Origin of the sequence: Rosenbergiella sp. YN46, assembly GCF_036620675.1 — a bacterium.
Taxonomy (GTDB): Bacteria; Pseudomonadota; Gammaproteobacteria; order Enterobacterales; family Enterobacteriaceae; genus Jejubacter.
This window is the reverse complement of sequence record NZ_JAZHEE010000035.1, coordinates 1-25,201: the sequence shown is the minus strand read 5'-3', so window position 1 is coordinate 25,201 and position 25,201 is coordinate 1. Positions and strand designations below refer to the sequence as shown.

Genomic DNA, 25,201 nt, shown 5'->3' with positions numbered 1-25,201 from the left:
TGGCTAGTACAGAGAAAAGTGTAACTCAAAAATTACAGTGCAACCCTATGCGTACACCTTCAGATAAAAGAGAAACCTGGTCAATCTATTATCTGTAAACTTTCTGTACCAAATTGCAGGCCCACCTTACCGAATGTGGGCCCCGCTCTCAACCTTTTCCTGATACAGGAAGATGAGATGACCGTTAACATTTTTCCGCAAACCTTTACCCTGTCACCCGTTTACAGTTCGCTATTTTACGGCACACTGGTAGCCACAGTGTGAATGACAGAGCCAGGAAACTATGCAATCAGAAGAACAACGCCTGATCGATGGGCTTTTTGATCGCCTGCAGCAGGCGCAGAATAACAGCGCTGCGCGTGATGGCGCGGCAGAGTCCCGGATTAACGAGCATCTGCAGCGTCAGCCTGCCGCCCCCTACTATATGGCCCAGACAATCCTGATTCAGGAAGCGGCGGTAAAGCAGCTCAACGCCAGGATTCAGGAGCTGGAGTCGAAAGTGAGCGAGCTTGAGCAGGCCAGGCCGGCCAGTGGCGGTTTCCTGGCTGGTTTGTTTGGTGGCGGCCAGCAGAGCGCTCCGGCACGCCAGAGCGCCAGCGCTCGTCCCTACGACGGCAGCGCCCCCATTCCCGGCGCCAGCCACTATCAGAGCGCCGCACCGGGTGGCTATTCCCAGCCGGCGGCGCCTCAGCCCCAGGCAGCACGCGGCGGCGGCTTTATGGCCGGCGCTCTGCAAACTGCCGCAGGCGTGGCGGGCGGCGTGGTGCTGGGCAATATGCTGACTGGCATGTTCCAGCATTCCCGGCCGCAGGAGATAGTGAATATCATTAACGAACCTGACCCGACGCAACAGACCAGCGACGCAGCCAGTACGGCGGCCGATAGCCTTGCAGGCGACAACGCTCAGAGCGACGACGCATTCCAGGACGCCAGCTTTACCCAGGATGACGGCGGCGGCTGGATGGACTTCGGCGGCGATGATTTCGGCGCTGACGGTGACTTCGGCGGCGACGACGATAGCTGGATCTAACGCCCCCTGGCCGCCAGTAACCATTTGTCCAGTTCAGCGGCAAACAGCTGGCGGTCACGCGGGCTGAGCGTTGCCGGCCCGCCGGTCTGTACGCCGCTGCTGCGCAGCGTTTCCATAAAATCGCGCATCGTCAGACGTTCGCGAATGGTCGCCGGGCTGTAGCGTTCACCACGCGGATTAAGCGCCGCAGCCCCCTTTTCCAGCACCTCAGCGGCCAGCGGAATATCCGCAGTAATCACCAGATCCCCCCTGGCGCAGCGGCGTACAATCTCGTTATCCGCCACGTCAAATCCCGAAGCCACCTGCAAAGTACGAATCAGCGGTGAAGCCGGTACTCTGAGAGCCTGGTTCGCCACCAGCGTCACGGGGATTTTCGTCCGCGTCGCCGCGCGATACAGCACCTCTTTAATCACATTCGGACAGGCATCCGCATCCACCCAAATTTGCATCTTATTCTCCAGGTTCCGCTGATATAACTCTTCATTGTGTCTATTATGCGCCCTCCCCCTACATCGTCGGAGCAAGCTGCGATACTCTATCACTACTTGAGAGACAAATGACGGAGTGATGCTGTGGATAAGAAAATCGGTTTTATTGGTTGCGGCAACATGGGCAAGGCTATTCTGGGAGGCATTATCGCCAGCGGTCAGGTCTCCGCTGGTCAGATCTGGGTCTATACGCCAACGCAGGAAAAAGTTGATGCCCTACGCGAGCAGTTCGGTATCAACGGGGCGCAGAGCGCACAGGAGGTGGCTCAGATCGCCGATATCGTTTTCGCCGCCGTCAAACCCAATATCATGCAGAAGATGCTGACCGATATTGCTTCCAGCCTGAATAAGGACTCTCTGGTTATCTCCGTCGCCGCAGGCGTCACGCTCGATCAGTTGGCGATGACGCTGGGTCACGATCGCAAGATTATTCGCGCAATGCCGAATACCCCGGCCCTGGTCAATGCCGGCATGACCTCCGTGACGCCAAACGCGCTGGTGACGCCGGAAGATACCGCCGATGCGGTAAACCTGTTCCGCAGCTTCGGCCAGGCGGAAGTAATTCCGGAAGAGATGATTCACCCGGTGGTGGGCGTCAGCGGTTCAGCGCCGGCCTACGTGTTTATGTTTATTGAAGCCATGGCCGATGCCGCAGTGCTTGGCGGCATGCCCCGCACCCAGGCCTATAAGTTTGCCGCACAGGCGGTGATGGGATCGGCGCGTATGGTCATGGAAACCGGAGAGCACCCGGGCGTGCTGAAAGATATGGTATGTTCGCCAGGGGGCACCACCATTGAGGCAGTTCGCGTGCTGGAGCAAAAAGGGCTGCGCTCCGCCGTCATCGAAGCGATGGAGCAGTGCATGGAAAAATCCCGTCAGATGAGCAAATCCTGACAGAATAGCGATTTTCCAGACAAAAACGCCCCGGCAATGGCCAGGGCGTTTTATTATCACACGCGTATTACGCTTTTTTCAGGCAGTTGCTCATAAAGCTCTTACGCGCATCGCCGCTCAGCGATTTTTTTGCCGCATCGGCATTACAGCGCTTCATTTTTTCCTGCTGCGGCGTGAGTTTTTTCCCCGTCGTCGCGTCTTTCTTCAGGCACTGGCTCATAAAGCTTTTACGCTCGTCGCCCTTAAGACTTTTCGCGCCCGCCTGCTGATTGCAAACCGTCATCCGCTGCTGCTGCGACATGGGCTGTTTTTCCGCAGCCTGAGCGCTTACGCCACAGGCCATACCAATAACCATCATTGCCATAAACAGTTTCTTCATAACGCGATCCTTTTTTATTGTGCGCGTTAAATAGTGGCCTGACATTAAGAAAAAAGCCAGCGAAAAGAGATTACCGGGCAGGCCGTTTGGTATCCTGGCATTATCCGACTCGCGCCAGCAATAACGGCCACGCCACTTTCCCCGGAGCGCTCTTTGTGAAATAAGAGCGTACCATGATAGAAATAGCGAATGACGTTATTATGACAGCTGGAAACGATTAATTAGGCTGGTTCAGGATGCCTGGCTGAGGAGTCTCTGCAAGTGATGCTGCAATAATTCCGGTGTGTAAGCGTTTGCATTCATGTTTTTCCGGTAACGCTCGACCTCTGTCTCAACATTATCGACGAGCGTCTGACGCTCCGGCGCTTCAAGGCCCCCCAGCAGCGCCATAATAACCACTTCAATAGCCCCAAGACGGGCGGCGATATCGTTTGTCTGCGCCTCTTTCTCGGCCAGATTAACTAATAGCTCGGCAATTAAGTTTTTCATGAGATGATTCCCACGAGGATTCTTTAACACCAACTTAACACTCATACAGGATAAATCCCAGAGGCTGATAGCATATTTTTTTCAGGTCACTGAGAGAATGTGCGAGACTGCAAAGAATTCGTGACAGCGAAACGTTTTCACTGTCGTTTTCCACAATTACTGACCATTTTTGTCAGGAAATAAAAGTGCAATTTATATATCAGTTAGTCATCGCCTTATATTGTTTTTGACGCCACCCTCTGCTGTTTCAGGGCTCGTCCCAGCGGCCACAGATTAACTAACACTACCAGCGCCGTGGCAATAAAGACCCAGCGATAGCCCGCCAGCGCGGAAACACCGGCGCCCATTAGCGGCCCGGCGACGTTGCCCAAATACATAAAGGACTGGTTGTAACCGAAAATACGTCCTGTCACCTGCTCACTAACATTTCTGACCAGCAGCGTCTGCACCGCGGGCAGCATTGCCCCATCGGCAAAGCCAAGCAGAAAACGCAGCGTCGCCAGTTGAACAGGCGAGGTGACAAAGGACATCGCAAAAAACAGTACCACCGCCACACTCAGAGTCGCCACCAGAATATGCGCACTACCGATGCGGTCCCCCAGCCGCCCCAGGCGCGGCGCGGAAATCAGCGCCGAAATACCGGGCACGGCGGCAATCAGGCCGCTCATAAAGGCGATATTGTTACTGTCCGGCGCCATATCCTTAATAAACAGCGCCAGAATCGGCCCCACCGAGCCATTGCACAGCTGAATCACCATGGTGGTGACAAACAGGCTGATAATCAGCTTCGGATAAGGCAGCGTGGCAAACACCGCCTTGCCGTTCAAACGTTCGCTTTTCTCCCGGGTCGGACGCGCGCCTTCGTGAATCAGCAGCAGCGTCACCGTAAAACTCACCAGCAGCAGCCCGGCCGTCACCAGAAAAACGGTGCGCAGACCCAGATGATCCGCCATAAAGCCCCCCAGCAGGGGGCCTGCTATCACACCGCTAATCTGGGCTGTGGACAGCGTACTTAACGCCCAACCGCTACGGTCGCGCGGTACCTGCGATGCCACCAGCGCCATGGCATTGGGAATATAGCCGGACGTCAATCCCATCAGCCCACGCAGCAGGAATAGCTGCCAGACATTGCTGGCGAAGGCCTGGAGTAAAATCGCCACCGCCATACCGGCGGACGCACGCAGCAGCATCAGCTTACGCCCTTTGCGATCCGCAAGGCTGCCCCACATGGGCGAGACGATGGCCGAAACGAGGAAAGTGATGCTGAACGTCAGACCAGACCAGAGCGAAAGCGCTTCATGGGAAGTCACCCCCAGTTGAGCGACGTAAAGTGGCAGAAACGGCAGAATCTGGCTGATGGCCAGGCCGGTAAAGAAACAGCCGAACCAGACCGAAATAAGGTTGATCTTCCACTTTTCCATCTAAGGGGGCTACTCAGCAAGTCAAACGTCAATCAGGGAGAGAGGAAAGCGTAACAGAAATCGGATAGCCGGATGGCGCACCCAATGCCCTGCCCTCACTCCATCCGGGGTCAGGCGATTTTATCATACAAACCGATTAACGGCATAAACCGAAGCCGCGAACCCCAAGGTGAAAGTGGTCGGCATGGGCAGCGTTAAACTCCGGCCCCAGAGAATTACCGAAATACGGACAGCCCTGATAAAACAGTTCCCGCAGTACCTTGCCGCGTCGCTCACCTTCCGACCAGTGCTTCAGAATTGTGAGACGTTGCCCGTCGGCAAAACGAAAGCCACGCACGTCCAGCGCATCGGCGCTGGCATGTTCGCTGCGTCGCCCTTCGCTGCGATGATAGATATTGCGGCAGGCGTAACTGCCGATGTGATCGATACGCGTCAGAGCGCTGCCCTGTAACCGACGGGCCAGCGCCGCTCCCCGCTGATGCCAGAACATGGCGCTGCGCAGTGCCAGCGAACAGCTGGCCAGAAAAGGGCCGCTTAACGAGACAGGGCCGAAATTCGCCACTCTGACCCGGTCGCGTAGCGGACATTCGCCGCCGCCGTCCGGCTGGTGGCGCCAGCTAATGATGCCACTGGCGCGCGCCCTCTTCAGCAGCGCAAAACAGCGCTGCGGCTGTGATTCCAGCCCGCGCAGCTTATAACGGGTCACCATGGTGGGAGGGGAATCCAGCGTCAGCGGCGCCCATGGATTGTAATGTGCAGGGATCGCACCGATGCCCCACCAGGCGAACGTCGCCGCCAGCAACATAAAAATCAGGAAGCCTCCCCATTTTGCCATGGCATAACCTGGCTCTTCGCATAGAGAATAATCAGTATAGAAGCTTAAAGCAGGAAGCTGATGAAGCCCTGCGGGGAGCATGCTATTTTGTCTGCTTTGCACCACTTTCTTATAGGGTTTCTGACATGGCAAAACTGCGAGTGGGTATCGTGTTCGGCGGTAAATCGTCTGAACATGAAGTGTCGCTACAGTCGGCAAAAAATATTGTCGACGCACTGGATAAAACGCGCTTTGAACCGGTTCTGTTAGGAATGGATAAAACAGGCCGCTGGCAGTTAAATACGCCCGACAGCTGGCTGAATCACGCCAACGATCCCAGGCATATCGCCCTGAATCCTTCGGATCGCCGTCTGGCCCTGCTGCCCGGGAGCGAAGCGCCTGCGCTTATCGATACGCACAGCGGCGAAACGCTGCCGGTGGACGTTATTTTCCCGATAGTACACGGTACGCTCGGAGAAGACGGTTCCCTGCAGGGGATGCTGCGTATGGCGAATCTGCCGTTCGTCGGCTCCGATGTGCTCGGTTCCGCGGCCAGTATGGATAAAGATGTGACCAAGCGTCTGCTGCGCGACGCCGGCATCAAAGTGGCCCCCTTCGTGACCCTGAAACCCGGAACCCGGGGCAGCGTCGACTTCGCCGCGCTCAGCCAGCGCCTTGGGCTGCCCATGTTCGTCAAACCCGCCAGCCAGGGCTCCTCGGTTGGCGTCAGCCGCGTCACCTGTGAAGCAGAGTACCTGCCAGCGCTGGATCTGGCGTTCCGCTTCGATACCAAAGTGATTGTCGAACAGGGGATTCAGGGACGTGAGATTGAGTGTGCCGTGCTCGGCAATGACCAGCCCCAGGCCAGCACCTGCGGCGAAATCGTCGTCAGCGCTCAGTTTTACAGCTACGATGCCAAATATATCAGCGACAGCCAGGCCGATGTGGTGGTACCCGCCGAGCTGACGCCGGAAATCAATGACCGCATTCGTGCGATCGCCGTCCAGGCCTATCAGGCGCTGGAGTGCTGCGGCATGGCCCGGGTGGACGTTTTCCTGACCCCGGATAACGAGGTTGTCGTTAATGAGATCAACACGCTGCCGGGTTTTACCAACATCAGCATGTATCCCAAGCTGTGGCAGGCAAGCGGCATAAGTTACCGTGATTTAATCAGCCGCCTTATAGATCTGGCGCTGGAGCGCCACGCTCAGCACAGCATGCTGGAAAGCGCTGTAACCCCCTGACCGCAATCGGCTGACGGGGGCCCCCGTTAGTCGTTAGCCAACGCGCGCCACATGGTTTCAAAACCGATGCTTTTCACTTCGCTGGCTCGTTCAGGATCGCGGCTGGCGAAGGCGATGGTGGTTTCCGCCAGCGCCATAAACAGCCGATCGCCAAAGGTACGGTAGGTGTCGCTGCGAAAAACCGGCCTTATCTGCTGTTCGCACAGATCGTTAAGTTCCGGGAACAGTTCATCGGCCTGGCGGCGGATAACATCGTCTATCTTATCACTCACTTCCAGCTGGCAGATGGTTCGGTATGCGTCCGGGCACTGCATCCCCCAGTCGATATAGCTGTTCCAGATATTGTTCAGCAGGACTTTAGGGTGCGAATTCTGAAGATCCAACTCGCCCAGGATCCGCCGACACAGCAGCTGCTTCAAATGCAGATAGAGGGCCCGCAGCAGTTCGTCCTTGGTGGCAAAGTAGCGAAACAAGGTCCCCTCAGCCACCCGGGCGCCGCGCGCTATTGTGGCCGTCGAGGCGCCGATGCCGGAATGGGCAATAGCAACGGTCGCCGCCTCCAGCAATGCCTGTTTCTTATCTTCACTTTTTGGACGAGCCACCCGATTTACCTCCTGTGGATTTGAAATGTCGCGAATTGAAGCACGGCTGATGACCAGACCGCAACCACAACCCGTGCCTGTTAAAATGTCCTTGACGAGAAATCACTCGCCAATATAATGAGTGTTTACTCACTCATATTCAACTTATTACCAACACAGGATAAAAATCTGTGAATAGTCTGGCAGTTGGTAATGAAAGTTTTCACAATTAGCGCGGTGATTATGATGTCGATAGCAACAACAGCTGGAATGACACTCAGCTTCGCCCCCGGTTTTGGTCGGGCGCCCGACGGCGCCCATCAGGCGCTACTGGCTCGTTCACCGAATTTTTATGATGGCCAGTTCCATAACGCCCTGCCGACACCGATGCTGACCGGCGATAAAAGCCGACTCCGCCTGCTGCTGGAAATGCTGTTGCGCACAAAAGATGGGCTGCGCCCCGATACCCCGCTTCCTTATATCCATACCGATCTTCAGCGCCTGGATCCCCGGCACGATCTTATCGTCTGGCTGGGCCACTCCTCCTGGTATCTGCAACTGGGCGGTAAACGTATTCTTATCGATCCGGTATTCAGCGACTACGCCGCCCCGTTCTCTTTCGTGAACAGGGCATTTTCCCGCGCCCTGCCATGGCAGGCGGAAACCATGCCCGATATCGATACGCTGATTATCTCTCACGATCATTACGATCATCTGGACTACGCCACCATTAAAGCGCTGTTGCCGAAGATCCGTCAGGCGCTGGTGCCGCTCGGCGTGGGTTCACACCTGCGTCACTGGGGCATGGCCCCTGCCAGAATTATAGAGTCCGACTGGCAGCAGAACTGGGCTTTGTCCGATTCGCTAAGCGTACACGTGCTGCCCGCACGCCACTTTTCCGGTCGCGGCCTGAAGAGCAACCAGACGCTGTGGGCCAGCTTTCTGTTCGCTACGCCGGATCGCACCGTTTACTACAGCGGCGACAGCGGTTACGGACCGCACTTTAAAGAGATCGGCGAACGCTTTGGCGCTATCGACATCGCCATTATGGAAAACGGTCAGTACGACCCGAGCTGGAAACATATCCATATGATGCCGGAAGAAGCGGCACAGGCCGCCAGCGACCTGAACGCCCGCGCAGTAATTCCCGCCCACGCCGGTCGCTTCGTGCTGGCAAATCACGAATGGAACGATCCGTGGCGGCGCCTGGCCGCCGCCGCCGCAGAACACCCCTGGATGCTGCTGACGCCGCTGATGGGGGAAATCATCCGGGCTGACCACCAGCAGCCGTTCACCACCTGGTGGCAAAAATAATAACGTCGCACCTGCCGCAAAAAAGGGAGAGAAACTATGTCCATTCCGCATCAGGTCATTGAAACGCTGATCGACTGGATCGATGACAACCTGCACCAGCCGTTACGCATTGATGACATCGCCCGCCACGCAGGTTATTCCAAGTGGCACCTCCAGCGTCTGTTCCTTCACTACACCGGGCAGAGTCTGGGTCGCTATATCCGCGAAAGAAAACTGAAAATGGCGGCTCGCGATCTGCGCACTACCGATGAGAAGGTGTTTGATATCAGTCTTAAATATGGCTACGAGTCGCAGCAGACCTTTACCCGTATCTTCACCAAGACCTTCCATCAGCCGCCGGGAGAATACCGGAAACAGGCCCCGGTTCAGCGCTGCCAGCGCTGAACCGGGGCCTGAATGCGGAAAATCTCAAATATCACTGTCGGGAAGGAAAAGTTAAAAAAATGTGAATTGGAGCGAGATTCGATATTCCAGGAGCATTCTGTACTGCAAATTACCAGCAATCCGATATTGACAATCCTTATGACCTGCCACACTGACCAGTACGGGTTACATCCCACTTTCAGGATAGTTCCCCCGGAGGTTATATGGCAGACTTTACTTTATCGAAACCGGCGGCGGTGACCGGTACGAAAGGGAAAGGATCTCCCCTGGGCAACGTTGCCTACGCGCTCTTTGTGCTGTTTGTTTTCTGGGTCGGCTCACTGCTGCTCGATGCGCTTATCCAGGCGCCAGGCGTTTTTGAACATCTGATGCAAAACAGCGATACCGCTCGCCCGCAGATCGAAATGGGGCTGGGCGTTGGTAGCCTGTTCGGTATCGGGGTGTTCGCCCTCGGCGCCCTGATCGTAGGCGCCTCGGTTACGGCTCTGCGCCTGCGGCGTCGGCATCTGCGTCGTTAGCGCGCCATGCAGCGAGCCCGACGCTCGTCCACCCGTTTAGCAAACCACGCCGTGGTCAGATTACGGGTAATCTTCGGGCTTTCCAGCGCAATTCCCGGCAAAATAGCCCGCGGCAGTTTTCTGCCGCTGCGCTTTTCAGCCAAAGCAAATACCTTGCCGTAAAGCGCTTCCTCCTCAAATTCCAGTGTATTCCCCCGCTTCAGCGCCCGATGGATTTCGCTGTTACTCATCTCCAGCTGCGACGCCAGTCGACGCACCGCCAGCTCGGTTTTACCCGGCTCATCGCTGTCATAGCGAATCAAATCCCCATCCAGCGCCAGCTTAACGCCGGTAGCTTTACTCACCGCCTGCTGGAAAGCGGCATTGCGGCTGGCGTACCAGCCGGCATTAAAGTCGGCGAAACGATAGAGCGGTTTGTCATAATTGGCCGGATAGTTTAGCAGGTGGTAAGTACCGAACCACAGGCCGCCGCGTCGGGTAAACACCTCCTGGCGCACGGTACCGGCTATCTTCCACGGATAGCCGTCCTGATGCTGCTCAGCGAAAGCGATGCTGACCTGCATCGGGCCGCCGGTATGTACCGGGTTCAGACTCCCGAACAGCTTCTGCCCCAGCGGCACCATATCGATAAAATCATCAAATATCGCGCTCAGTTCCCCTTCGCTCTTCACGCGATCCAGGCGTTCGGCGTAGCTCTTTCCGCTCGGAGACTTCACCGACAGCGCCGCCCGCACCATAAACTCCGGCACGTAAAGCTTGCCGGCGCGCCGATAGATCTCCTGCCAGGCTATCTTGCTGAGATTCGGCACGCTGGGATCGCTTTGATACGTGGATTCCTGCGCCGCTACCGCCAGCACTGAACAGACGTTCTCTTCCGTGGGCGCCAGCCCCTGACTGGAAAAGGCGGTGGCAATATCCTGCGCCCAGCCGTCGCGATCTTGTACGCTGGCTGGCATTTTCTGGCGCACGGTAGCGGCAACATCCACCGGTTTTACCCCTTCCGGCAGCGGTTGCGCGCTTTTATTGCTACAGCCCGCCAGCGCCAGCGCGACCAGTACACCAATGGCGGGCAGGGCCTGACGTCGATGATTTCCCATAAACTTCCTTCCCAATTACGGCTTCGCTGCCAGGAGCCTGCCATCATGCCGCTGCGTCGTCAACGTTAGCGCACTCAGGCTTCCTGAATCATCTGCGACTGCGGCACATCCAGATGGTGCTCGAAGCTACGCAGACGCTTGTAGATAGACATCAGTTCCACAAGGGTAGTCCAGGAAAGAATCAGGTACTGAAACGCCTCCCGAACCTGGCCGAATACGTTGAGGATCTGGGTCATCAACCCCAGCGTAATAGCCCCCGCGGCAATCGACGGAAACAGCACGATCAGGCCGAAGACGTTATCCAACTGCATATAGAGAATGCGGGCGATATTAAAGTACATATAGTGGAAATAGAGCCGAAAGTAGTTACGCCGCACCGAATGGAACAGTTCCCCCAGGGTCGGCGGCGTGGCGCGCGTGGGATCGTCCTCGCCATAGACCAGCTCCTTACGGTAGGCCGCTTCCACCCGCTGGTTATTGAATTCCAGACCGGGCAGTTTGATCCCCACCAGTGCCAGCAGCGCGGTGCCTACCAGAGCCCAGAGCACGCCTGCAACCACCAGCGGATAGGGAATCTGTCCTACTATCGGCAATTCTTTAATGTGCGCAGAGAGCGCCACCAGCACCGGCAAAAAAGCGAACAGCGTCACTACCGCCTTCAGCAACTGGCTGCCAACATTTTCCAGCGTGGTGGCGAAACGCATGGTGTCTTCCTGGACACGCTGGGCCGCCCCTTCGATATGACGCAGCCGCTGCCAGTGCGCGGTATAGTACTGGTTCATGGCGGTACGCCAGCGAAAAACGTAATGGCTGACAAAGAAGTTATTCAGCACCGAAACCACGACGGCTATCAGCGCAATTCCCAGGAAAACGCCAATCTCACTGTAAAACTGGTTAATCCGCACCTTACCCGGCGAGGTCAGCGCCTGCTGGATGAGATCGTAAAATGGCGCATACCAGGCATTCACCGCCAGCCCCACCTCCACCAGAAACCAGGTGACGAAGACGATAAGCGAACTTCCCGTTATCGACCAGTACTGCCAGCGATGCGGCGCCCGGATAAACCAGAATCCGGCAAACAGCGCAGTACACGCCCAGTAATAGCCGTAAAACAGCAGATAGCTGCCCGACCAGAAACGGGCAGCGCTAACAGGAACCTGTTCGCTGGCGCCAACAGCGTGATTAAGCCAGTGTTCGCCTCCCAACTGCCAGAACAGGATGGTGAGTAGCATCCAGACAAGCGCTGAAGAGAAGAACAGCGCCGGACGCGGAAAAAAGGATTTAAACATCAACAAGACTCCAGCATAAACGCAAATTGCCTTATCGGCAGCGCAGGCGTCCCGCCTGCACGAGCGACCAGACTGACAAAAGATAACGTGAAGTCAGTCACAATAATGCCAGAATCTTGTATCAAACCATGAAGCAGGTTGACGATAAACAGAAGTACAGTTTAAGTCCTTCCCTGTAAAAGGGGCCCGACGGCCATACCTGACCTGTAAAGTCCCTTCCAGGGCATCTTTTCGCCAGTAACACCGATGCAGGCCACATCCTGCCATGCGCAGGAAAAAAAGTTACCCGTGAAATGCCAGGTTACGTTTTTTTTTCACGCGATAACACGTGCCATCGCTGGCAGAGCCCTGCATCATGGTATAAACACCAATAGCCTTACCGTAAAAATTGCATACACAATGGATGAATCGCGTGAAACATCGTTTTCTCACTTTCGCCGCCATCACTTTAGCGGCACTCCCCATTATTAGCCGGGCGGCACAGGCGCCGGATCCGCTGTTCACCGCCGATATTGCCGAACGCTATGCCAACCATATCTTCTATGGCAGCGGTGCCACTGGCATGGCGATGGTGGTGATTAACGGCAATCAGCGCGTTTTTCAGAGTCTGGGCGAGACCCGCCCCGGCAATAATATAAAGCCGCAGCTCGATTCAGTTATCCGCATCGCCTCGCTGACCAAACTCATGACCAGTGAAGTGATGGTCAAACTGCTCGACCAGGGCGTGGTGCGGCTCGACGATCCGCTCAGTAAATATGCGCCGCCGGGCGCACGGGTGCCCACTTATCACGGCGAGCCCATCAGACTGGTCAATCTGGCGACCCACACCAGCGCCCTGCCCCGCGAGCAGCCTGGGGGCGTTTCGCCGCGCCCGGTGTTTATCTGGCCCACCCGCCAGCAGCGCTGGAACTGGCTGGAATCGGCCAGCCTGAAACACGCTCCCGGCAGCCAGGCCGCATACTCCAACCTGGCCTACGATCTCCTGGCCGATGCCCTGGCGCGGGCGTCAGGCAAGCCGTATCCCAGACTGTTCAACGAGCAGATAGCCCGCCCACTCGGGATGAAGGACACCACCTTTACCCCTTCGCCGGATCAGTGCGCGCGTCTGATGATTCCTGAACGCGGCGCCAGCCCCTGCAACAATACGCTGGCGGCCATCGGCAGCGGGGGGATCTACTCCACTCCGGACGACATGATGCGCTGGATGCAGCAGTTTCTGTCCTCTGACGTCCATTCCAGAAGCAGTCAGGCGGATCGTATGCAGACGCTTATCTACCAGCGCAGCCAGTTTGCTAAAGTCATTGGTATGGACGTGCCAGGGCGCGCCGATGCACTGGGGCTGGGCTGGGTCTATATGAAGCCGAAAGACGGCAGGCCGGGGATTATTCAAAAGACCGGAGGAGCCGGTGGCTTTATCACCTATATGGCGATGGTGCCGGAAAAAAACGTCGGTGCCTTTGTGGTAGTGACCCGCTCTCCCCTGACCCGTTTTGTGAATATGAGCGACGGGATTAACTCTCTGGTCAGCGAACTCAGTGGCGGTGATACATCGCAGCCGCAGCCGGTACTGACCCGTACCGAAATTAATCCCGCAGGTGCGGTTAGTCAGAGCGCATCGCGCTAATCCTGTAACCGGCGCCTCAGGGTGCCGGTTACGCGCGGGAAAGCATCTGGCGACAAATTCTGCGGCGGTTTAACCGCAAGTTATGTTCTCATACGGATAATGTGGTCACTTATAATCATTGCCGCATTATCAAACTGCGCGGAGTCACTATGAACCAATGCGATGAACAGGTCCTGCTGCTGGACGACAACCTGCGCATCATCGGCACCGAAGCAAAATCCCGGGTGCACACCAACCACACCCCGCTGCACCTGGCCTTTTCCAGCTACGTTTTTAATCAGCGCAATGAACTGCTGTTGACTCGCCGCGCCCTGGGCAAAAAAGCCTGGCCCGGCGTATGGACCAATTCGGCCTGCGGCCACCCCATGCCGGGCGAAGCGATGAGCGACGCCGTCAGGCGCCGCTGTCACCAGGAGCTGGGGTTGGCCATTTCAGCGCCGCTGCTTATCGATAACGATTTCCGTTATTTCGCCGTCGACGCCAGCGGTATTATCGAAAACGAATACTGCCCGGTCTGGTTTGTCCGCACTGAAGCCGAGCCGCAACCCCGCCCTGATGAGGTGATGGATTACTGCTGGCTACCCGTCGATCGCCTGCTGGCTGGCGTTAGCGCCATTCCCGCTGCCTACAGCCCCTGGATGGTCGAGCAACTGGCGCGCCCGGCCATCCTCAATGCCCTGGCCTCTCTCTCTTTCTGACTCCCTTCTCCCCGACTGACGGCACAATCCGACACCAGAAAGCCGCAAGACGGGGTGGCGCTGGCGCGAATAATCACTATCATTGTGCGCTCCATAACCCGTTGAACGTGAAAGTCCAATGACCCAGAAAGATCGAGGTATCAGCCCCTCGCTGACGCTGCTTATGTCTGTCGCGACCGGCCTTGCCGTCGCCAGCAACTATTATGCGCAACCGCTGCTGGACACCATCGCTAACGCTTTCTCACTATCGGTCAATCAGGCCGGCTTTATTGTCACCGCCGCCCAGCTCGGTTACGCCGCCGGGCTGCTGTTTCTGGTGCCGCTGGGAGACATGTTCGAACGTCGCGGCCTGATAGTGACGATGACGCTGCTGTCCGCTGGCGGAATGCTGATCACTGCGCTAAGTCAGAGCCTGGGATTGATGATTCTGGGTACTGCACTGACCGGACTGTTTTCCGTGGTGGCACAGATACTGGTGCCCCTTGCCGCAACCCTGGCAGCCCCAGAGCGCCGTGGCCGGGTGGTGGGCACCATTATGAGCGGTCTGCTACTGGGTATACTGCTGGCGCGTACCGTCGCGGGCCTGCTGGCGGGCCTTGGAGGGTGGCGCACCGTCTACTGGGTGGCAAGCTTCCTGATGGCGCTAATGGCGGTCGCTCTGTGGCGTGGTCTGCCGCGGGTGAAGGAGCACAATACCCTGAATTACGGCCAGTTGCTGACCTCTATCTTCAGCCTGTTCGCCCGTAATCGCCTGCTGCGCACCCGGGCCATGCTGGGCTGCCTGACCTTCGCCAACTTCAGTATCCTCTGGACGTCAATGGCCTTTCTGCTGGCGGCGCCGCCATTTAACTATTCCGAAAGCGTTATTGGCCTGTTTGGTCTGGCTGGCGCCGCTGGCGCTTTAGGTGCCAGACCGGTAGGCGGGCTGGCCGATAAGGGTAAAGCCCACCTGACCACCAGCGGCGGCCTGATTCTGCTGCTACTCTCCTGGGGCGCTATCGCGCTGGGACAGTGGTCAATTCCGGCGCTAATTGTGGGGATCATCGTACTGGATCTCACCGTCCAAGGAGTGCATATTACTAACCAGAGCGTGATCTACCACGCCCATCCGCAGGCCCGTAATCGACTGACGGCGGGCTATATGACCAGCTACTTTATCGGCGGTGCCGCCGGTTCGTTGATTTCCGCCAGCGCCTGGCAGCATGCGGGCTGGAACGGGGTCTGTAGCGCTGGTGCAGTGGTTTCAGCACTCGGGTTGCTGGTCTGGTGGCACGGCTATCATCGCCAGGAAAGTGCCGCCTGATATGGCAGGCCGCCGACATTCGCAATCATGGCGACTGTTAAGGCGGCCCGTAGTTTGTTAATGTATTGACTCTATTTTTATTCAGACACAGTGCTTATTGTATTCCGGCAGACATCACGCATGGCTCACCTTTTATTTCAACCTGTTCAGGTTCATGACGTTCTGTATCCTTCAATTGCACCTTTATTCAAACATATTATCGAACCCTCTGATTATTCCTGGTTTTTCCCCTGAGGACTCCCGCTTTTTCCGGGAGTATGATGTGATGAAATTGCTGTATGGCCCGCCACTTGCGGCCTGAGCGATTATTTAAAAGCATCGTTCGTTAACCACACTTAAGAAAATAATACATTTACTTTATTTATCACCGTCGTTACTATATCGGCTGCAATTAATGAGGTTATGCCCAAATGGATAGTTCGTTTTCGCCCATAGAACAGATGCTTAAATTTCGTGCCAGCCGTCACGAAGCTTTCCCTTATCAGGAAATTCTCCTGACCCGTCTATGCATGCATATGCAGGGCAAACTGCTGGAAAACCGCAACAAAATGTTGAAGGCTCAGGGAATCAACGAGACCTTATTCATGGCGCTGATCACGCTGGAATCCCAGGAAAACCACAGCATTCAGCCAAGCGAACTGAGTTGCGCGCTGGGCTCTTCCCGAACCAACGCCACCCGCATTGCCGACGAGCTGGAAAAGCGCGGCTGGATCGAACGCCGCGAAAGCGACAACGATCGCCGCTGTCTGCATCTTCATCTGACGCCCAGGGGCCACGAGTTCCTGAATCAGGTGTTACCGCCTCAGCATAGCTGCCTGCATCACCTCTGGTCTTCGCTTTCCGACAGCGAGAAAACCCAGCTTGAGCAGATCACGCGTAAATTACTCACCCGACTCGATCAGATGGACGAAAAATCCTTTCAGCCTGAAAGCGCGAGTTAAAACCGTAATCGCAGGTACGCTGAACCCTTGTTCAGAATAATAAACAAGCTTTTTACATGCAGGCCAGCACAGCAGTGTGCTGGCCTTTATGACTAAACAGCCCGGCGTTTCGGGCTCCAATAATAAATAGAGTGGAGATAAGCATGAGCGCACATGCGGAAACTCAAACGCCACAGCAGCCGGCTGGCAAAAAAAGTAAGCGTAAAGGTGCGCTTCTTTTGCTGACCCTGCTGTTTGTGGTTTTGGCAGTGGCATATGGTATCTGGTGGTTCCTGGTTCTGCGTCATTATGCAGAGACTGACGATGCTTACGTCGCCGGTAATCAGGTGCAAATCATGTCTCAGGTTTCGGGCAGCGTCACCAAGGTATGGGTGGACGATACCGATTTTGTGAAGAAGGGCGATGTCCTGGTAACGCTCGATCCGACCGACGCCCGGGAAGCCTTTGAAAAAGCGAAAACGGCGCTGGCCAACAGCGTGCGCCAGACTCGCCAGTTGATCATTAACAGCAGGCAATATCAGGCCAATATCTCGGTAAAACGTACCGCGCTGGCCCAGGCGCAGACCGACCTTAACCGCCGGGTTCCGCTGGGTAAAGACAACCTGATAGGCCGTGAAGAGCTGCAACACGCGCGCGATGCGGTTGCCAGCGCCCAGGCGCAACTCGACGCGGCAATAGAGCAGTATAACGCCAATCAGGCGATGATCCTCGACACGCCGCTGGCCGAACAGCCGGCGGTAAAACAGGCGGCGACTGAAGTACGCAACGCCTGGCTGGCGCTGCAGCGTACCCGAATCGTCAGCCCGATGACCGGTTACGTCTCGCGCCGCGCGGTGCAGGTCGGCGCGCAAATAGGCACCAGCACCGCGCTGATGGCTATCGTACCCGCCACCGGCCTGTGGGTGGACGCCAACTTTAAAGAAACCCAGCTTGCCAATATGCGCATCGGCCAGCCGGCGACGGTAGTCAGCGATATCTATGGCGATAAGGTGGAGTACAAAGGCAAGGTAGTCGGGCTGGATATGGGAACAGGCAGCGCTTTCTCCCTGCTGCCGGCGCAGAATGCCACCGGTAACTGGATTAAAGTGGTTCAGCGTCTGCCGGTGCGTATCGAGCTGGATCAGCAGCAGCTTAAGCAGTATCCGCTGCGTATCGGCCTTTCCACCCTGGTAAAAGTGAATACCAGCAATAGCGACGGCCCGATGTTGGCGACCCAGACCCGTAGCAAGCCCGCTTACGAGAGCGACGCCCGCGAGCTGGCGCTGGCCCCCGTCAATCAGTTGATCGACAATATCATCCGCGCAAACGCGGGCTAACGCGGCGGAGGCAGCCATGCAACAACAGAAACCGCTGGAGGGAGCGCCGCTGGCCCTGATGACCATCGCGCTGGCGCTGGCGACCTTCATGCAGGTGCTGGACTCCACCATCGCGAACGTCGCCATCCCGACCATCGCCGGCAACCTTGGCTCGTCGCTGAGCCAGGGCACCTGGGTTATCACCTCCTTCGGGGTAGCGAATGCTATCTCGATTCCGCTGACCGGCTGGCTGGCAAAGCGAGTGGGCGAGGTGAAGCTGTTCCTCTGGTCGACCACCGCTTTCGCCGTGGCCTCCTGGGCCTGCGGCGTGTCCAACAGCCTGGAGATGCTGATCCTGTTCCGCGTCATTCAGGGGGTGGTGGCCGGGCCGCTGATTCCACTATCTCAGAGCCTGCTGCTCAGCAACTATCCGCCCGCGAAGCGTAACGTCGCGCTGGCGCTATGGTCGATGACCGTTATCGTGGCGCCAATCTGCGGCCCGATTCTCGGCGGCTGGATCAGCGATAACTACCACTGGGGCTGGATCTTCTTTATTAACGTCCCCATCGGGATTGTCGTGGTGCTAATGACGCTCCAGACCCTGCGCGGCCGGGAAACTAAAACCGAACGCCGTCCTATCGACAGTATCGGTTTGGGCCTGCTGGTAGTTGGCATCGGCAGCCTGCAGGTGATGCTGGATCGCGGTAAAGAGCTGGACTGGTTTAACTCCACAGAGATTATCGTGCTGACCATCGTCGCGGTAGTGGCGCTCAGTTTCCTGATTGTCTGGGAGTTGACCGACAAGAACCCCATTGTCGATCTGTCGCTATTCAAGAGCCGCAACTTCACCATCGGCTGCCTGTGTATCAGTCTTGCCTATATGCTCTACTTCGGCAGTATCGTTCTGCTGCCACAGCTGCTGCAGGAAGTCTATGGCTATACCGCTACCTGGGCCGGGCTGGCCTCGGCGCCGGTCGGCATTATTCCGGTTATTCTGTCGCCTCTGATTGGGCGCTTCGCCCATAAGCTCGATATGCGTCGACTGGTAACCTTCAGCTTTATTATGTATGCGGTCTGCTTCTACTGGCGCGCATGGACTTTTGAGCCGGGAATGGACTTCGGCGCTTCAGCCTGGCCCCAGTTTATTCAGGGCTTCGCGGTGGCCTGCTTCTTTATGCCGTTGACGACCATTACCCTTTCCGGCCTGCCACCGGAGCGTCTGGCCGCGGCTTCGAGTCTGTCCAACTTTACCCGTACCCTGGCAGGTTCGATTGGGACATCAATCACCACCACGATGTGGACCAATCGCGAATCGATGCACCACGCCCAGCTAACGGAATCGGTAACGCCCTATAATCCGAATGCCCAGGCGATGTATGACCAGTTGCAGGGCATGGGGATGAGCCATCAGCAGGCTTCAGGCTGGATAGCCCAACAGATAACCAATCAGGGGCTGATTATGTCCGCCAATGAGATCTTCTGGGCCTCCGCCGGCATCTTTATGCTGCTGCTGGGGCTGGTGTGGTTCGCCCGACCGCCATTCAGCGCCAGCGGCGACAGCGGCGGCGCCCACTAACCGTCACGAAAAAGGGAGCCTTTATGGCTCCCTCTTTGTGGTTAAGCGGCCGAAAATCAATAAATTGATTTTCCTTGTCTATTTTTCTGGTGATTATGACCGAACGCGTTCGGCCCCGGGTTTGTCATCGGTCTCTGGGAGCCTTAAAGGCTCCCTTTGTTTTGTTACAACAGCGTTAGCTTCGCGCTAGATATGCAGCTCCTGCAGTTTCTCTTTCGGCAGCGCCAGTTCATCGTTACTGTTGACCTGAACATCGCGATCGAGAATATGGCGCGCTATCTCCTGGGCTTCGTCCAGCGAGTGCATCTGGTAAGTGCCGCACTGATAAACGTTGAGCTCCGGAATCTGATTCTGTTCCTTCACTTTCAGAACATCGGCCATAGCCGCTTTCCAGGCATCGGCCACCCGCTGCTCATCCGGTGTGCCAATCAGGCTCATGTAAAAGCCGGTACGGCAGCCCATCGGGGAGATATCGATAATCTCCACCCCATTGCCGTTCAGATGATTACGCATAAAGCCGGCGAACAGGTGCTCCAGGGTATGGATCCCTTTTTCCGGCATCACTTCCTTATTAGGCACGCAAAAGCGCAGGTCAAACACGGTGATGGTATCGCCATGCGGTGTATTCATAGTCTTGGCTACGCGCACCGCCGGCGCCCCCATACGGGTGTGGTCGACTGTGAAGCTATCCAACAACGGCATCTGGTCACCTCCGATTAGTGATTTTTTTTTAAATTAACTGAACTATTCGCTTGGGCTCAAGTCTGACTATATGAAAGACGCGCATTTGTTATCATCATCCCTGTCATCAGAGATGAAAGTTTGGCCACAATGATGTGGCCTTTTTCTTTTCTAACCTTCCTGACGAGCCAGCCAGCTTGCAAACGGCTCATTGTCCGCCGCCTCAATTTCCCGCTGACGACGCCAGGACGCATCGCGTTCCTGCTCGAACTCTTTTTCGCTCAGAACCGACAAGGGTTCCTGAATCAGCATAGTACGATATTGCTCGGCCAGCGCGCGACCGGCGCCGCCAATTCCCTGCTCCAGCATCAGATCCAGGGTGCGGGCCGAGAAGGTCAACGACGGATCTTCAAAGCAGGCCGCCAGGCGATCGCACACCGCACGGTACGCATCGCCACCATCGACGGCATCCAGCGTTTCCGCCACCCGCCGCAGGTCACGGAACAGATTCTTCCCGACCTGCTCCAGCGGGAACTGCGCGGTTTCGCAGCCAATACCCAGCGTCAGCCCCGGGCGGCGCCCTTCCAGAATCACCCGGTTCCAGTTAACCCGGGTACACTGCAGTTCGGCACTGCTCATCTCCGGCGCATCCGCCAGCGCGCACCAGACCATAAACAGATCCAGGAAACGCACCTGCTGCTCGTCAACGCCAATCGGCGAGAAGGGATTTATATCCAGAGAGCGGACTTCAATATACTCAACCCCGCCGCGCAGCAGCGCGTTAGAGGGCGATTCCCCGCTGCGAGTAACTCGCTTGGGGCGGATCGGCGCATAGAGTTCGTTTTCAATCTGCAGCACATTAGTATTGAGCTGTAGCAGCTTGCCGTCTTTTTCCAGACCGATACGGGCGAACTCATCAGAAGGCGTCCTGATGGCCTGTTTCAGGCTGGCGACATAGCTGTCGAGATTGTTAAAGGTGATTCCCAGGCTGCTCTGAGACTTGTTGGTATAGCCCAGATCGCTCAAACGCAGAGAGGTGCCGTACGGCAGATAGAACATTCCGCTGTCGGTCTGCTCAAAAGGCAGCGTCTGCGGCTTGCCCTGCAGAAACGACGAGCAGATAGCCGGCGATGCGCCGAACAGGAACGGAATCACCCAGCCAAAACGGTAGTAGTTGCGAATCAGCCGGAAATAGCCCGCCGAAATCGCCGCCTTGCCGCTCTGTGCATCTTTCACCCCGTCCCGGGCCTGCCAGAAGGCCAGCGGCAGAGAAAAATTATAGTGCACGCCGGAAATGGTCTGCATCAGCGCGCCATAGCGATTCTTCAGCCCTTCACGGTACAGCGTTTTCATTCGACCAATATTCGAGCTGCCAAACTGCGCCAGTTCGATATCCTGACCGTTATCGATAAAACAGGGCATGCTGAACGGCCACATACGCTCATCGCCGATGTTACGCGCCACGTAGCGATGCACGTCGCGCATAAAGGTCAGCATATGATCGATGTCGCCATCGACCGGGGTGATGAACTCCAGGAGGGCTTCCGCGAAATCCGTCGTAATCCACTTATGCGTTAGCGCCGCGCCAAGGTGTTCCGGGTGTCCGGTGGTTGCCAGATGGCCGTCTGGCGTCACGCGCAGCGTTTCGCGCTCCAGACCGCGGTTAATGCCGCGCAGCGCCTGTGGATGGGACTCCAGCCAGGCCAGCGCCTGTGATACGTCCGGGATCAAATCGACCTCCCGCCTGTAGAAAACATTTTTATTAAGCATAATTGTACTGGTTGACGATTCGGTGCGCCGCCTGTGTCGAAGCGTCACCGGGCCTCACTCAAACAACCAATTAGTGCCACCAGTTTATCCCCTGCAGGGTGATCGCTGCCACTAACGCGTAGCGTAACGCCTTGCCGAGACATAAAAAAAAGAGCGCCGGCCCCCAGGCCAGACGCAACCATCCCGCCAGCAGACAGAGCAAATCCCCGACTACCGGAGCCCAACTCAGGAGCAGCGCCGCCGGCCCAAAGCGCTGAAGCCAGCCCAGCGCGCGCTCCCGCCAGCGCGACTGCGTCCTCAAGGGAAACAGCCGCCCTAAAATAAGATTTGTTGCTCCCCCCAGACTATTGCCAAGGGTCGCAACTGCCACCAGCATCAAAGGCGAACTTTTTTCCGCCAGCAGCAGCGCCACCAGCAGCGCTTCTGAATTACCGGACAGCAGCGTGGCGCTCAGAAAGCTGCCGCTAAATAGCGAAAACAGCGCCAGCGCGTCACTCACTGCAGACGAACATCCACCGCATCCATTCCCGCAGCGCCAGCGGCCTGAAGCCCGAAATCGGCGTCTTCGAAGACCACGCACTTCTCTGGCGGAACTCCCATCAGGGAGGCACAGCGCAGAAAGGTATCGGGCGCGGGTTTCGGACGGCTGACGTGATCGACCGCGACCACCGCCACAAAGTACTGCCGCAGACCCAGCCGGGTTAGCAGCATTTCCGCAAGGCTGCTTTCGCTACCGGTGCCGACCGCCATTGGTCGACGCCCATACCACGCTTTCACCACCTCAACCAGCGGCAGCGGGCGCACCGCTTCCGGCAACATCCGGCTAACCAGCGCCGTCTTTTCAGCCGCCAGGCGGTGAGGGTCGAGTTCGGCATGGTTCATCGCAATAATATGTCGGGCTATCTGCCAGGCTGGCGCGCCATTCAGGCTCACAACGGACTGCTCGTCAAAACGCATTCCGTAACCCTTCAGTACCTCCCGCCATGCCAGACGGTGCGTGGGTTCGGAATCCAGGATGGTACCATCCATGTCGAAAATCAGCCCTTCATAGCGATCGTACATCTTGCCCCCGCACCGAAAAATGACAGGCGGTTACTTTATCGTAAACGACCGGGGATGTCGCTAATTGCAGGTGGAATAATAACGGATGTGATGAAAGTTCAGACACGACAAACAGTCGACATACGGCTGGAAAGAGCAGGCGTTCTTGTCAGTAGGACTATGGAGAAAAGGCGAGTCGGGGTCTCGCCATTCAGCGTCAATACGGAAACATCGCCTTCCAGAGCAGCGCCTGACATCTACCGGTAAAGCAGGTGATTTACGCCAATCGCCTTTTCAGCGTTATTCCAGTAACTCAGTACTGACATCTCCCGTGGCTAAGAACTCGCTAAATGCCCGAATGACTAAAGAAAAATCCCGCGTTGTAGAGGTAGCGGCAAAAGGCTCACCCAGCATGGGAATAAATGTATTAGCGCCTGATTTATCATTGAAGGTCCTAATATCAATATCGCCATCCTCCAGATCGGTCGCCAGCAGAACCATGTAAGTCTGCACACTGGAATCATGATTATCTGAGTAAAGCGTCATCTTGTAAGGCCGTAATTCATCTTCGAGATTATTTTTTAGAATTAACTTACCGTTATGGGTTCTTAATTCTTCCAGATGATTTTTCAGGTCATCGGCCTGTGGATTTTCTATTACCAGCAACTGCGTATGCTGCCCATGGCTGAGATAAAACCCACCGAGTATCCATTTAATCATTTTATTTAACCTCTGTTAATTTTTTCATACTCTCGTCCCAGTAATACTTTTTGGGCAATTGAGTGGTTTCATCCACCGCATAAACTGTGACAGATTTTGCTCCCGCAGCTTTAGCCGCAGGAGCAATATCAGACCGGCAATAATCACAGACATCCCTCCCTGTCACGGTAATATTTAAATCCTCTCCTTTTGCCACGCCCGCATCATGAGCCTGCTGTATTACGCCTATCTCAGCATGGGCATTTGCCATATTACTATTCGGCAGTGGCAGATTACCCGTTTTGCCCTTCGCCCTCAATTTCTGCTCTTTAGCGAGAACCCTATCCTGTACCAGAGTCGGCTTATCGGCATCCGTTCTTTCGGCGGGCCTGGCGGTTTGGTTCGTATCTGTGAATGTCCTACCGTTAACCTCTAATTGGGCAGTGACCACAGCTTCATTCTCTACCGATTCCGTCGACGCTGACGTCTGAGCGATATTATTCACCATTCCGGGCGATTCAGGCACGGCATCAGCGACAGGTACTTTGCGATTACCACGGCTTATGGAAGCGATTTCGCTAATCAGCGCATCATCGTTTCTTTCACTGAATACCGGATAGCTCCTGCCTGTTTTGAGCAATCTTGACGATGTTGAACTGGGCTTTCCTCCAGAATGAGAGTAATCACGCTTTTTCACCGCAAGATTAAATGCTGCAACGATCTTTTTCGCGCCATCAAACCGAAAAACACTTTCATCGCGACAAATTAGCGCGCCGTTGTTATTAATGTAGAACAGCTCGGCGGGTAATACGGAGATCTCGTTCAGACACACCACATCACCACGTTCGATCATCGTTCTGAGCTGCGATTTCGCCTGTTCACCCTGCCGGGGTAGCGTGCCTGCAAAGGGGTGCACGGATTTCAGGTCGATATTCACAATATAGCGCTGATTCCACCTATCATCATAGGCGTAGTTCTGTTCGGCATGTCGCCATGCCGCCTGCGGGTCAAGTATTCGTTCAAAGGACTCTGGCGCCAGATCGTCCCGAAGAAGATAGATAAGTCTGTTGCCCGGTAAGCTTAATCCCATATGAACATCCCTGTTCTGTAACATTTAGTTGCATACAGAATAAAGTACAGGGCTGGAATAGTCTTAAGAAAATAACGGGGGATTTTCTGAAACCCTGTTCGAAGTGAACTCGCTAAAATCCCCCGGTTCAGTTATAGCTCCGGGCTTACCCCTTCGTGCATGGTAAGTTCCTGGTGAAGGATGATAGCGGCGTTGGCAGAGATTTTTCTCCAGAGCAAATTCTGGGCTATCAGGCTCTGTTCCGGACAACTTACGATAAGGGAAGAAAAGAGAGGAGATCCCGCTTCAGGGACAACGGATACCCGGGTTTGCCGGCATTCGTTTCGCCATATAAACCGGAATATCATGAGATGCAGCACATACGGAAAGATTACCCGGCTTTGCCTCACCCTGCCGGGCCGTCGCCTGTGGCGACGTTATCTTTCCTTTTGCCTGCGGCGGCTGCCGCGCTTCAGTAATGCCGTCATCGCTGACAGCATTATGCAATATGGTGCATCCGGAAGGATTCGAACCTTCGACCGCTCGGTTCGTAGCCGAGTAC

27 protein-coding genes are annotated in these 25,201 nt (G+C 56.0%); 13 read left to right on the top strand and 14 right to left on the bottom strand.

Annotated features, from left to right (window positions below; genetic code table 11):
* The first annotated feature begins 283 nt into the window (after positions 1-283).
* A complete protein-coding gene (locus V3W49_RS18580) occupies positions 284-1,030 on the top strand; it encodes a DUF2076 domain-containing protein (RefSeq protein WP_500147510.1) in 747 nt (248 codons plus the stop codon).
* Here V3W49_RS18580 and V3W49_RS18575 read toward each other — a convergent pair.
* Complete coding sequence (locus V3W49_RS18575) at positions 1,027-1,479, bottom strand: YaiI/YqxD family protein (RefSeq protein WP_500147509.1); 453 nt, start codon at positions 1,477-1,479, stop codon at positions 1,027-1,029. The two genes, V3W49_RS18580 and V3W49_RS18575, sit on opposite strands and share 4 nt — an antisense overlap.
* A 123-nt stretch (positions 1,480-1,602) precedes the next feature.
* Between V3W49_RS18575 and proC the strand changes: the two genes are divergently transcribed.
* Entirely contained in the window at positions 1,603-2,412 is an 810-nt protein-coding gene (gene proC / locus V3W49_RS18570; RefSeq protein ID WP_500147507.1) for a pyrroline-5-carboxylate reductase, read from the top strand.
* A 67-nt stretch (positions 2,413-2,479) separates the two neighbouring features.
* Here the strand turns inward: proC and V3W49_RS18565 are convergent, their stop codons facing one another.
* The 4 genes from V3W49_RS18565 to V3W49_RS18550 form a co-directional block, all read right to left on the bottom strand.
* Positions 2,480-2,791, bottom strand: coding sequence for a PsiF family protein (locus tag V3W49_RS18565; RefSeq protein WP_500147506.1), 312 nt, complete (start codon positions 2,789-2,791; stop codon positions 2,480-2,482).
* Between the two features lie 231 nt (positions 2,792-3,022).
* Positions 3,023-3,280: a sigma-S stabilization anti-adapter protein IraP gene (locus tag V3W49_RS18560; RefSeq protein ID WP_500147504.1), complete on the bottom strand. Its 258-nt coding sequence runs from the start codon at positions 3,278-3,280 to the stop codon at positions 3,023-3,025.
* Between the two features lie 215 nt (positions 3,281-3,495).
* Positions 3,496-4,701 (bottom strand): multidrug efflux MFS transporter, encoded by a 1,206-nt coding sequence (locus V3W49_RS18555; protein ID WP_500147503.1) that lies wholly within the window; start codon positions 4,699-4,701, stop codon positions 3,496-3,498.
* Positions 4,702-4,837: 136 nt separating this feature from the next.
* Positions 4,838-5,536 (bottom strand): extensin-like domain-containing protein, encoded by a 699-nt coding sequence (locus V3W49_RS18550; RefSeq protein WP_500147501.1) that lies wholly within the window; start codon positions 5,534-5,536, stop codon positions 4,838-4,840.
* A 125-nt stretch (positions 5,537-5,661) separates the two neighbouring features.
* Between V3W49_RS18550 and ddlA the strand changes: the two genes are divergently transcribed.
* Positions 5,662-6,759: a D-alanine--D-alanine ligase gene (gene ddlA, locus V3W49_RS18545; RefSeq protein WP_500147500.1), complete on the top strand. Its 1,098-nt coding sequence runs from the start codon at positions 5,662-5,664 to the stop codon at positions 6,757-6,759.
* A 26-nt stretch (positions 6,760-6,785) separates the two neighbouring features.
* Here ddlA and V3W49_RS18540 read toward each other — a convergent pair whose 3' ends face one another.
* Positions 6,786-7,361 (bottom strand): TetR/AcrR family transcriptional regulator, encoded by a 576-nt coding sequence (locus V3W49_RS18540; protein WP_500147499.1) that lies wholly within the window; start codon positions 7,359-7,361, stop codon positions 6,786-6,788.
* Positions 7,362-7,553: 192 nt separating this feature from the next.
* On the opposite strand from V3W49_RS18540, the gene V3W49_RS18535 reads away from it, so the two are divergent.
* The 3 genes from V3W49_RS18535 (at position 7,554) to V3W49_RS18525 (ending at position 9,556) form a co-directional block, all read left to right on the top strand.
* On the top strand, positions 7,554-8,654 hold the full coding sequence (locus V3W49_RS18535; protein ID WP_500147497.1) for an MBL fold metallo-hydrolase: 1,101 nt from the start codon (positions 7,554-7,556) through the stop codon (positions 8,652-8,654).
* Between the two features lie 36 nt (positions 8,655-8,690).
* The gene (locus V3W49_RS18530) at positions 8,691-9,038 is read left to right on the top strand and encodes a RamA family antibiotic efflux transcriptional regulator (RefSeq protein WP_500147496.1); all 348 of its coding nucleotides are present in this window, start codon (positions 8,691-8,693) and stop codon (positions 9,036-9,038) included.
* 203 nt (positions 9,039-9,241) lie between these two features.
* On the top strand, positions 9,242-9,556 hold the full coding sequence (locus V3W49_RS18525) for a DUF2755 family protein (protein ID WP_500147495.1): 315 nt from the start codon (positions 9,242-9,244) through the stop codon (positions 9,554-9,556).
* Here V3W49_RS18525 and V3W49_RS18520 read toward each other — a convergent pair.
* Both V3W49_RS18520 and sbmA read right to left on the bottom strand, forming a co-directional pair.
* Positions 9,553-10,653, bottom strand: coding sequence for a DUF1615 domain-containing protein (locus tag V3W49_RS18520; RefSeq protein ID WP_500147494.1), 1,101 nt, complete (start codon positions 10,651-10,653; stop codon positions 9,553-9,555). The genes V3W49_RS18525 and V3W49_RS18520 overlap by 4 nt on opposite strands.
* 74 nt (positions 10,654-10,727) lie before the next feature.
* Positions 10,728-11,942: a peptide antibiotic transporter SbmA gene (gene sbmA, locus V3W49_RS18515; RefSeq protein WP_500147493.1), complete on the bottom strand. Its 1,215-nt coding sequence runs from the start codon at positions 11,940-11,942 to the stop codon at positions 10,728-10,730.
* A gap of 442 nt (positions 11,943-12,384) precedes the next feature.
* On the opposite strand from sbmA, the gene ampH reads away from it, so the two are divergent.
* The 6 genes from ampH (at position 12,385) to emrB (ending at position 19,379) form a co-directional block, all read left to right on the top strand.
* Complete coding sequence (gene ampH, locus V3W49_RS18510) at positions 12,385-13,566, top strand: D-alanyl-D-alanine-carboxypeptidase/endopeptidase AmpH (protein ID WP_500147537.1); 1,182 nt, start codon at positions 12,385-12,387, stop codon at positions 13,564-13,566.
* A gap of 149 nt (positions 13,567-13,715) precedes the next feature.
* Positions 13,716-14,264 carry an isopentenyl-diphosphate Delta-isomerase gene (gene idi / locus V3W49_RS18505; protein WP_500147492.1) on the top strand — a complete coding sequence of 183 codons (549 nt, stop codon included), beginning with the start codon at positions 13,716-13,718 and terminating at the stop codon, positions 14,262-14,264.
* A gap of 118 nt (positions 14,265-14,382) precedes the next feature.
* Positions 14,383-15,567, top strand: coding sequence for an MFS transporter (locus tag V3W49_RS18500; RefSeq protein WP_500147491.1), 1,185 nt, complete (start codon positions 14,383-14,385; stop codon positions 15,565-15,567).
* A 410-nt stretch (positions 15,568-15,977) separates the two neighbouring features.
* On the top strand, positions 15,978-16,508 hold the full coding sequence (gene mprA / locus V3W49_RS18495; protein WP_500147489.1) for a transcriptional repressor MprA: 531 nt from the start codon (positions 15,978-15,980) through the stop codon (positions 16,506-16,508).
* A gap of 143 nt (positions 16,509-16,651) precedes the next feature.
* Positions 16,652-17,824 carry a multidrug efflux MFS transporter periplasmic adaptor subunit EmrA gene (gene emrA / locus V3W49_RS18490; protein WP_500147488.1) on the top strand — a complete coding sequence of 391 codons (1,173 nt, stop codon included), beginning with the start codon at positions 16,652-16,654 and terminating at the stop codon, positions 17,822-17,824.
* A 16-nt stretch (positions 17,825-17,840) separates the two neighbouring features.
* The gene (emrB, locus tag V3W49_RS18485) at positions 17,841-19,379 is read left to right on the top strand and encodes a multidrug efflux MFS transporter permease subunit EmrB (protein WP_500147487.1); all 1,539 of its coding nucleotides are present in this window, start codon (positions 17,841-17,843) and stop codon (positions 19,377-19,379) included.
* 186 nt (positions 19,380-19,565) lie between these two features.
* Here the strand turns inward: emrB and luxS are convergent, their stop codons facing one another.
* The 6 genes from luxS to V3W49_RS18455 form a co-directional block, all read right to left on the bottom strand.
* Positions 19,566-20,081, bottom strand: a complete 516-nt coding sequence (gene luxS, locus V3W49_RS18480) for an S-ribosylhomocysteine lyase (RefSeq protein WP_500147485.1) — start codon at positions 20,079-20,081, stop codon at positions 19,566-19,568.
* A 150-nt stretch (positions 20,082-20,231) separates the two neighbouring features.
* Positions 20,232-21,791, bottom strand: a complete 1,560-nt coding sequence (gene gshA / locus V3W49_RS18475) for a glutamate--cysteine ligase (protein WP_500147484.1) — start codon at positions 21,789-21,791, stop codon at positions 20,232-20,234.
* 109 nt (positions 21,792-21,900) lie between these two features.
* Positions 21,901-22,329 carry a YqaA family protein gene (locus V3W49_RS18470; RefSeq protein WP_500147482.1) on the bottom strand — a complete coding sequence of 143 codons (429 nt, stop codon included), beginning with the start codon at positions 22,327-22,329 and terminating at the stop codon, positions 21,901-21,903.
* Positions 22,326-22,892 (bottom strand): fructose-1-phosphate/6-phosphogluconate phosphatase, encoded by a 567-nt coding sequence (gene yqaB, locus V3W49_RS18465; protein ID WP_500147480.1) that lies wholly within the window; start codon positions 22,890-22,892, stop codon positions 22,326-22,328. Before yqaB ends, V3W49_RS18470 begins: the two co-directional genes overlap by 4 nt.
* 279 nt (positions 22,893-23,171) lie before the next feature.
* Positions 23,172-23,591 carry a DUF6911 family protein gene (locus tag V3W49_RS18460; protein WP_500147479.1) on the bottom strand — a complete coding sequence of 140 codons (420 nt, stop codon included), beginning with the start codon at positions 23,589-23,591 and terminating at the stop codon, positions 23,172-23,174.
* A gap of 1 nt (position 23,592) precedes the next feature.
* Positions 23,593-24,660 (bottom strand): cytidine deaminase-like fold-containing protein, encoded by a 1,068-nt coding sequence (locus V3W49_RS18455; RefSeq protein WP_500147478.1) that lies wholly within the window; start codon positions 24,658-24,660, stop codon positions 23,593-23,595.
* Between the two features lie 345 nt (positions 24,661-25,005).
* Between V3W49_RS18455 and V3W49_RS18450 the strand changes: the two genes are divergently transcribed.
* Positions 25,006-25,201: hypothetical protein (locus V3W49_RS18450; RefSeq protein WP_500147476.1), on the top strand; the 196-nt coding region annotated here is incomplete at its 3' end.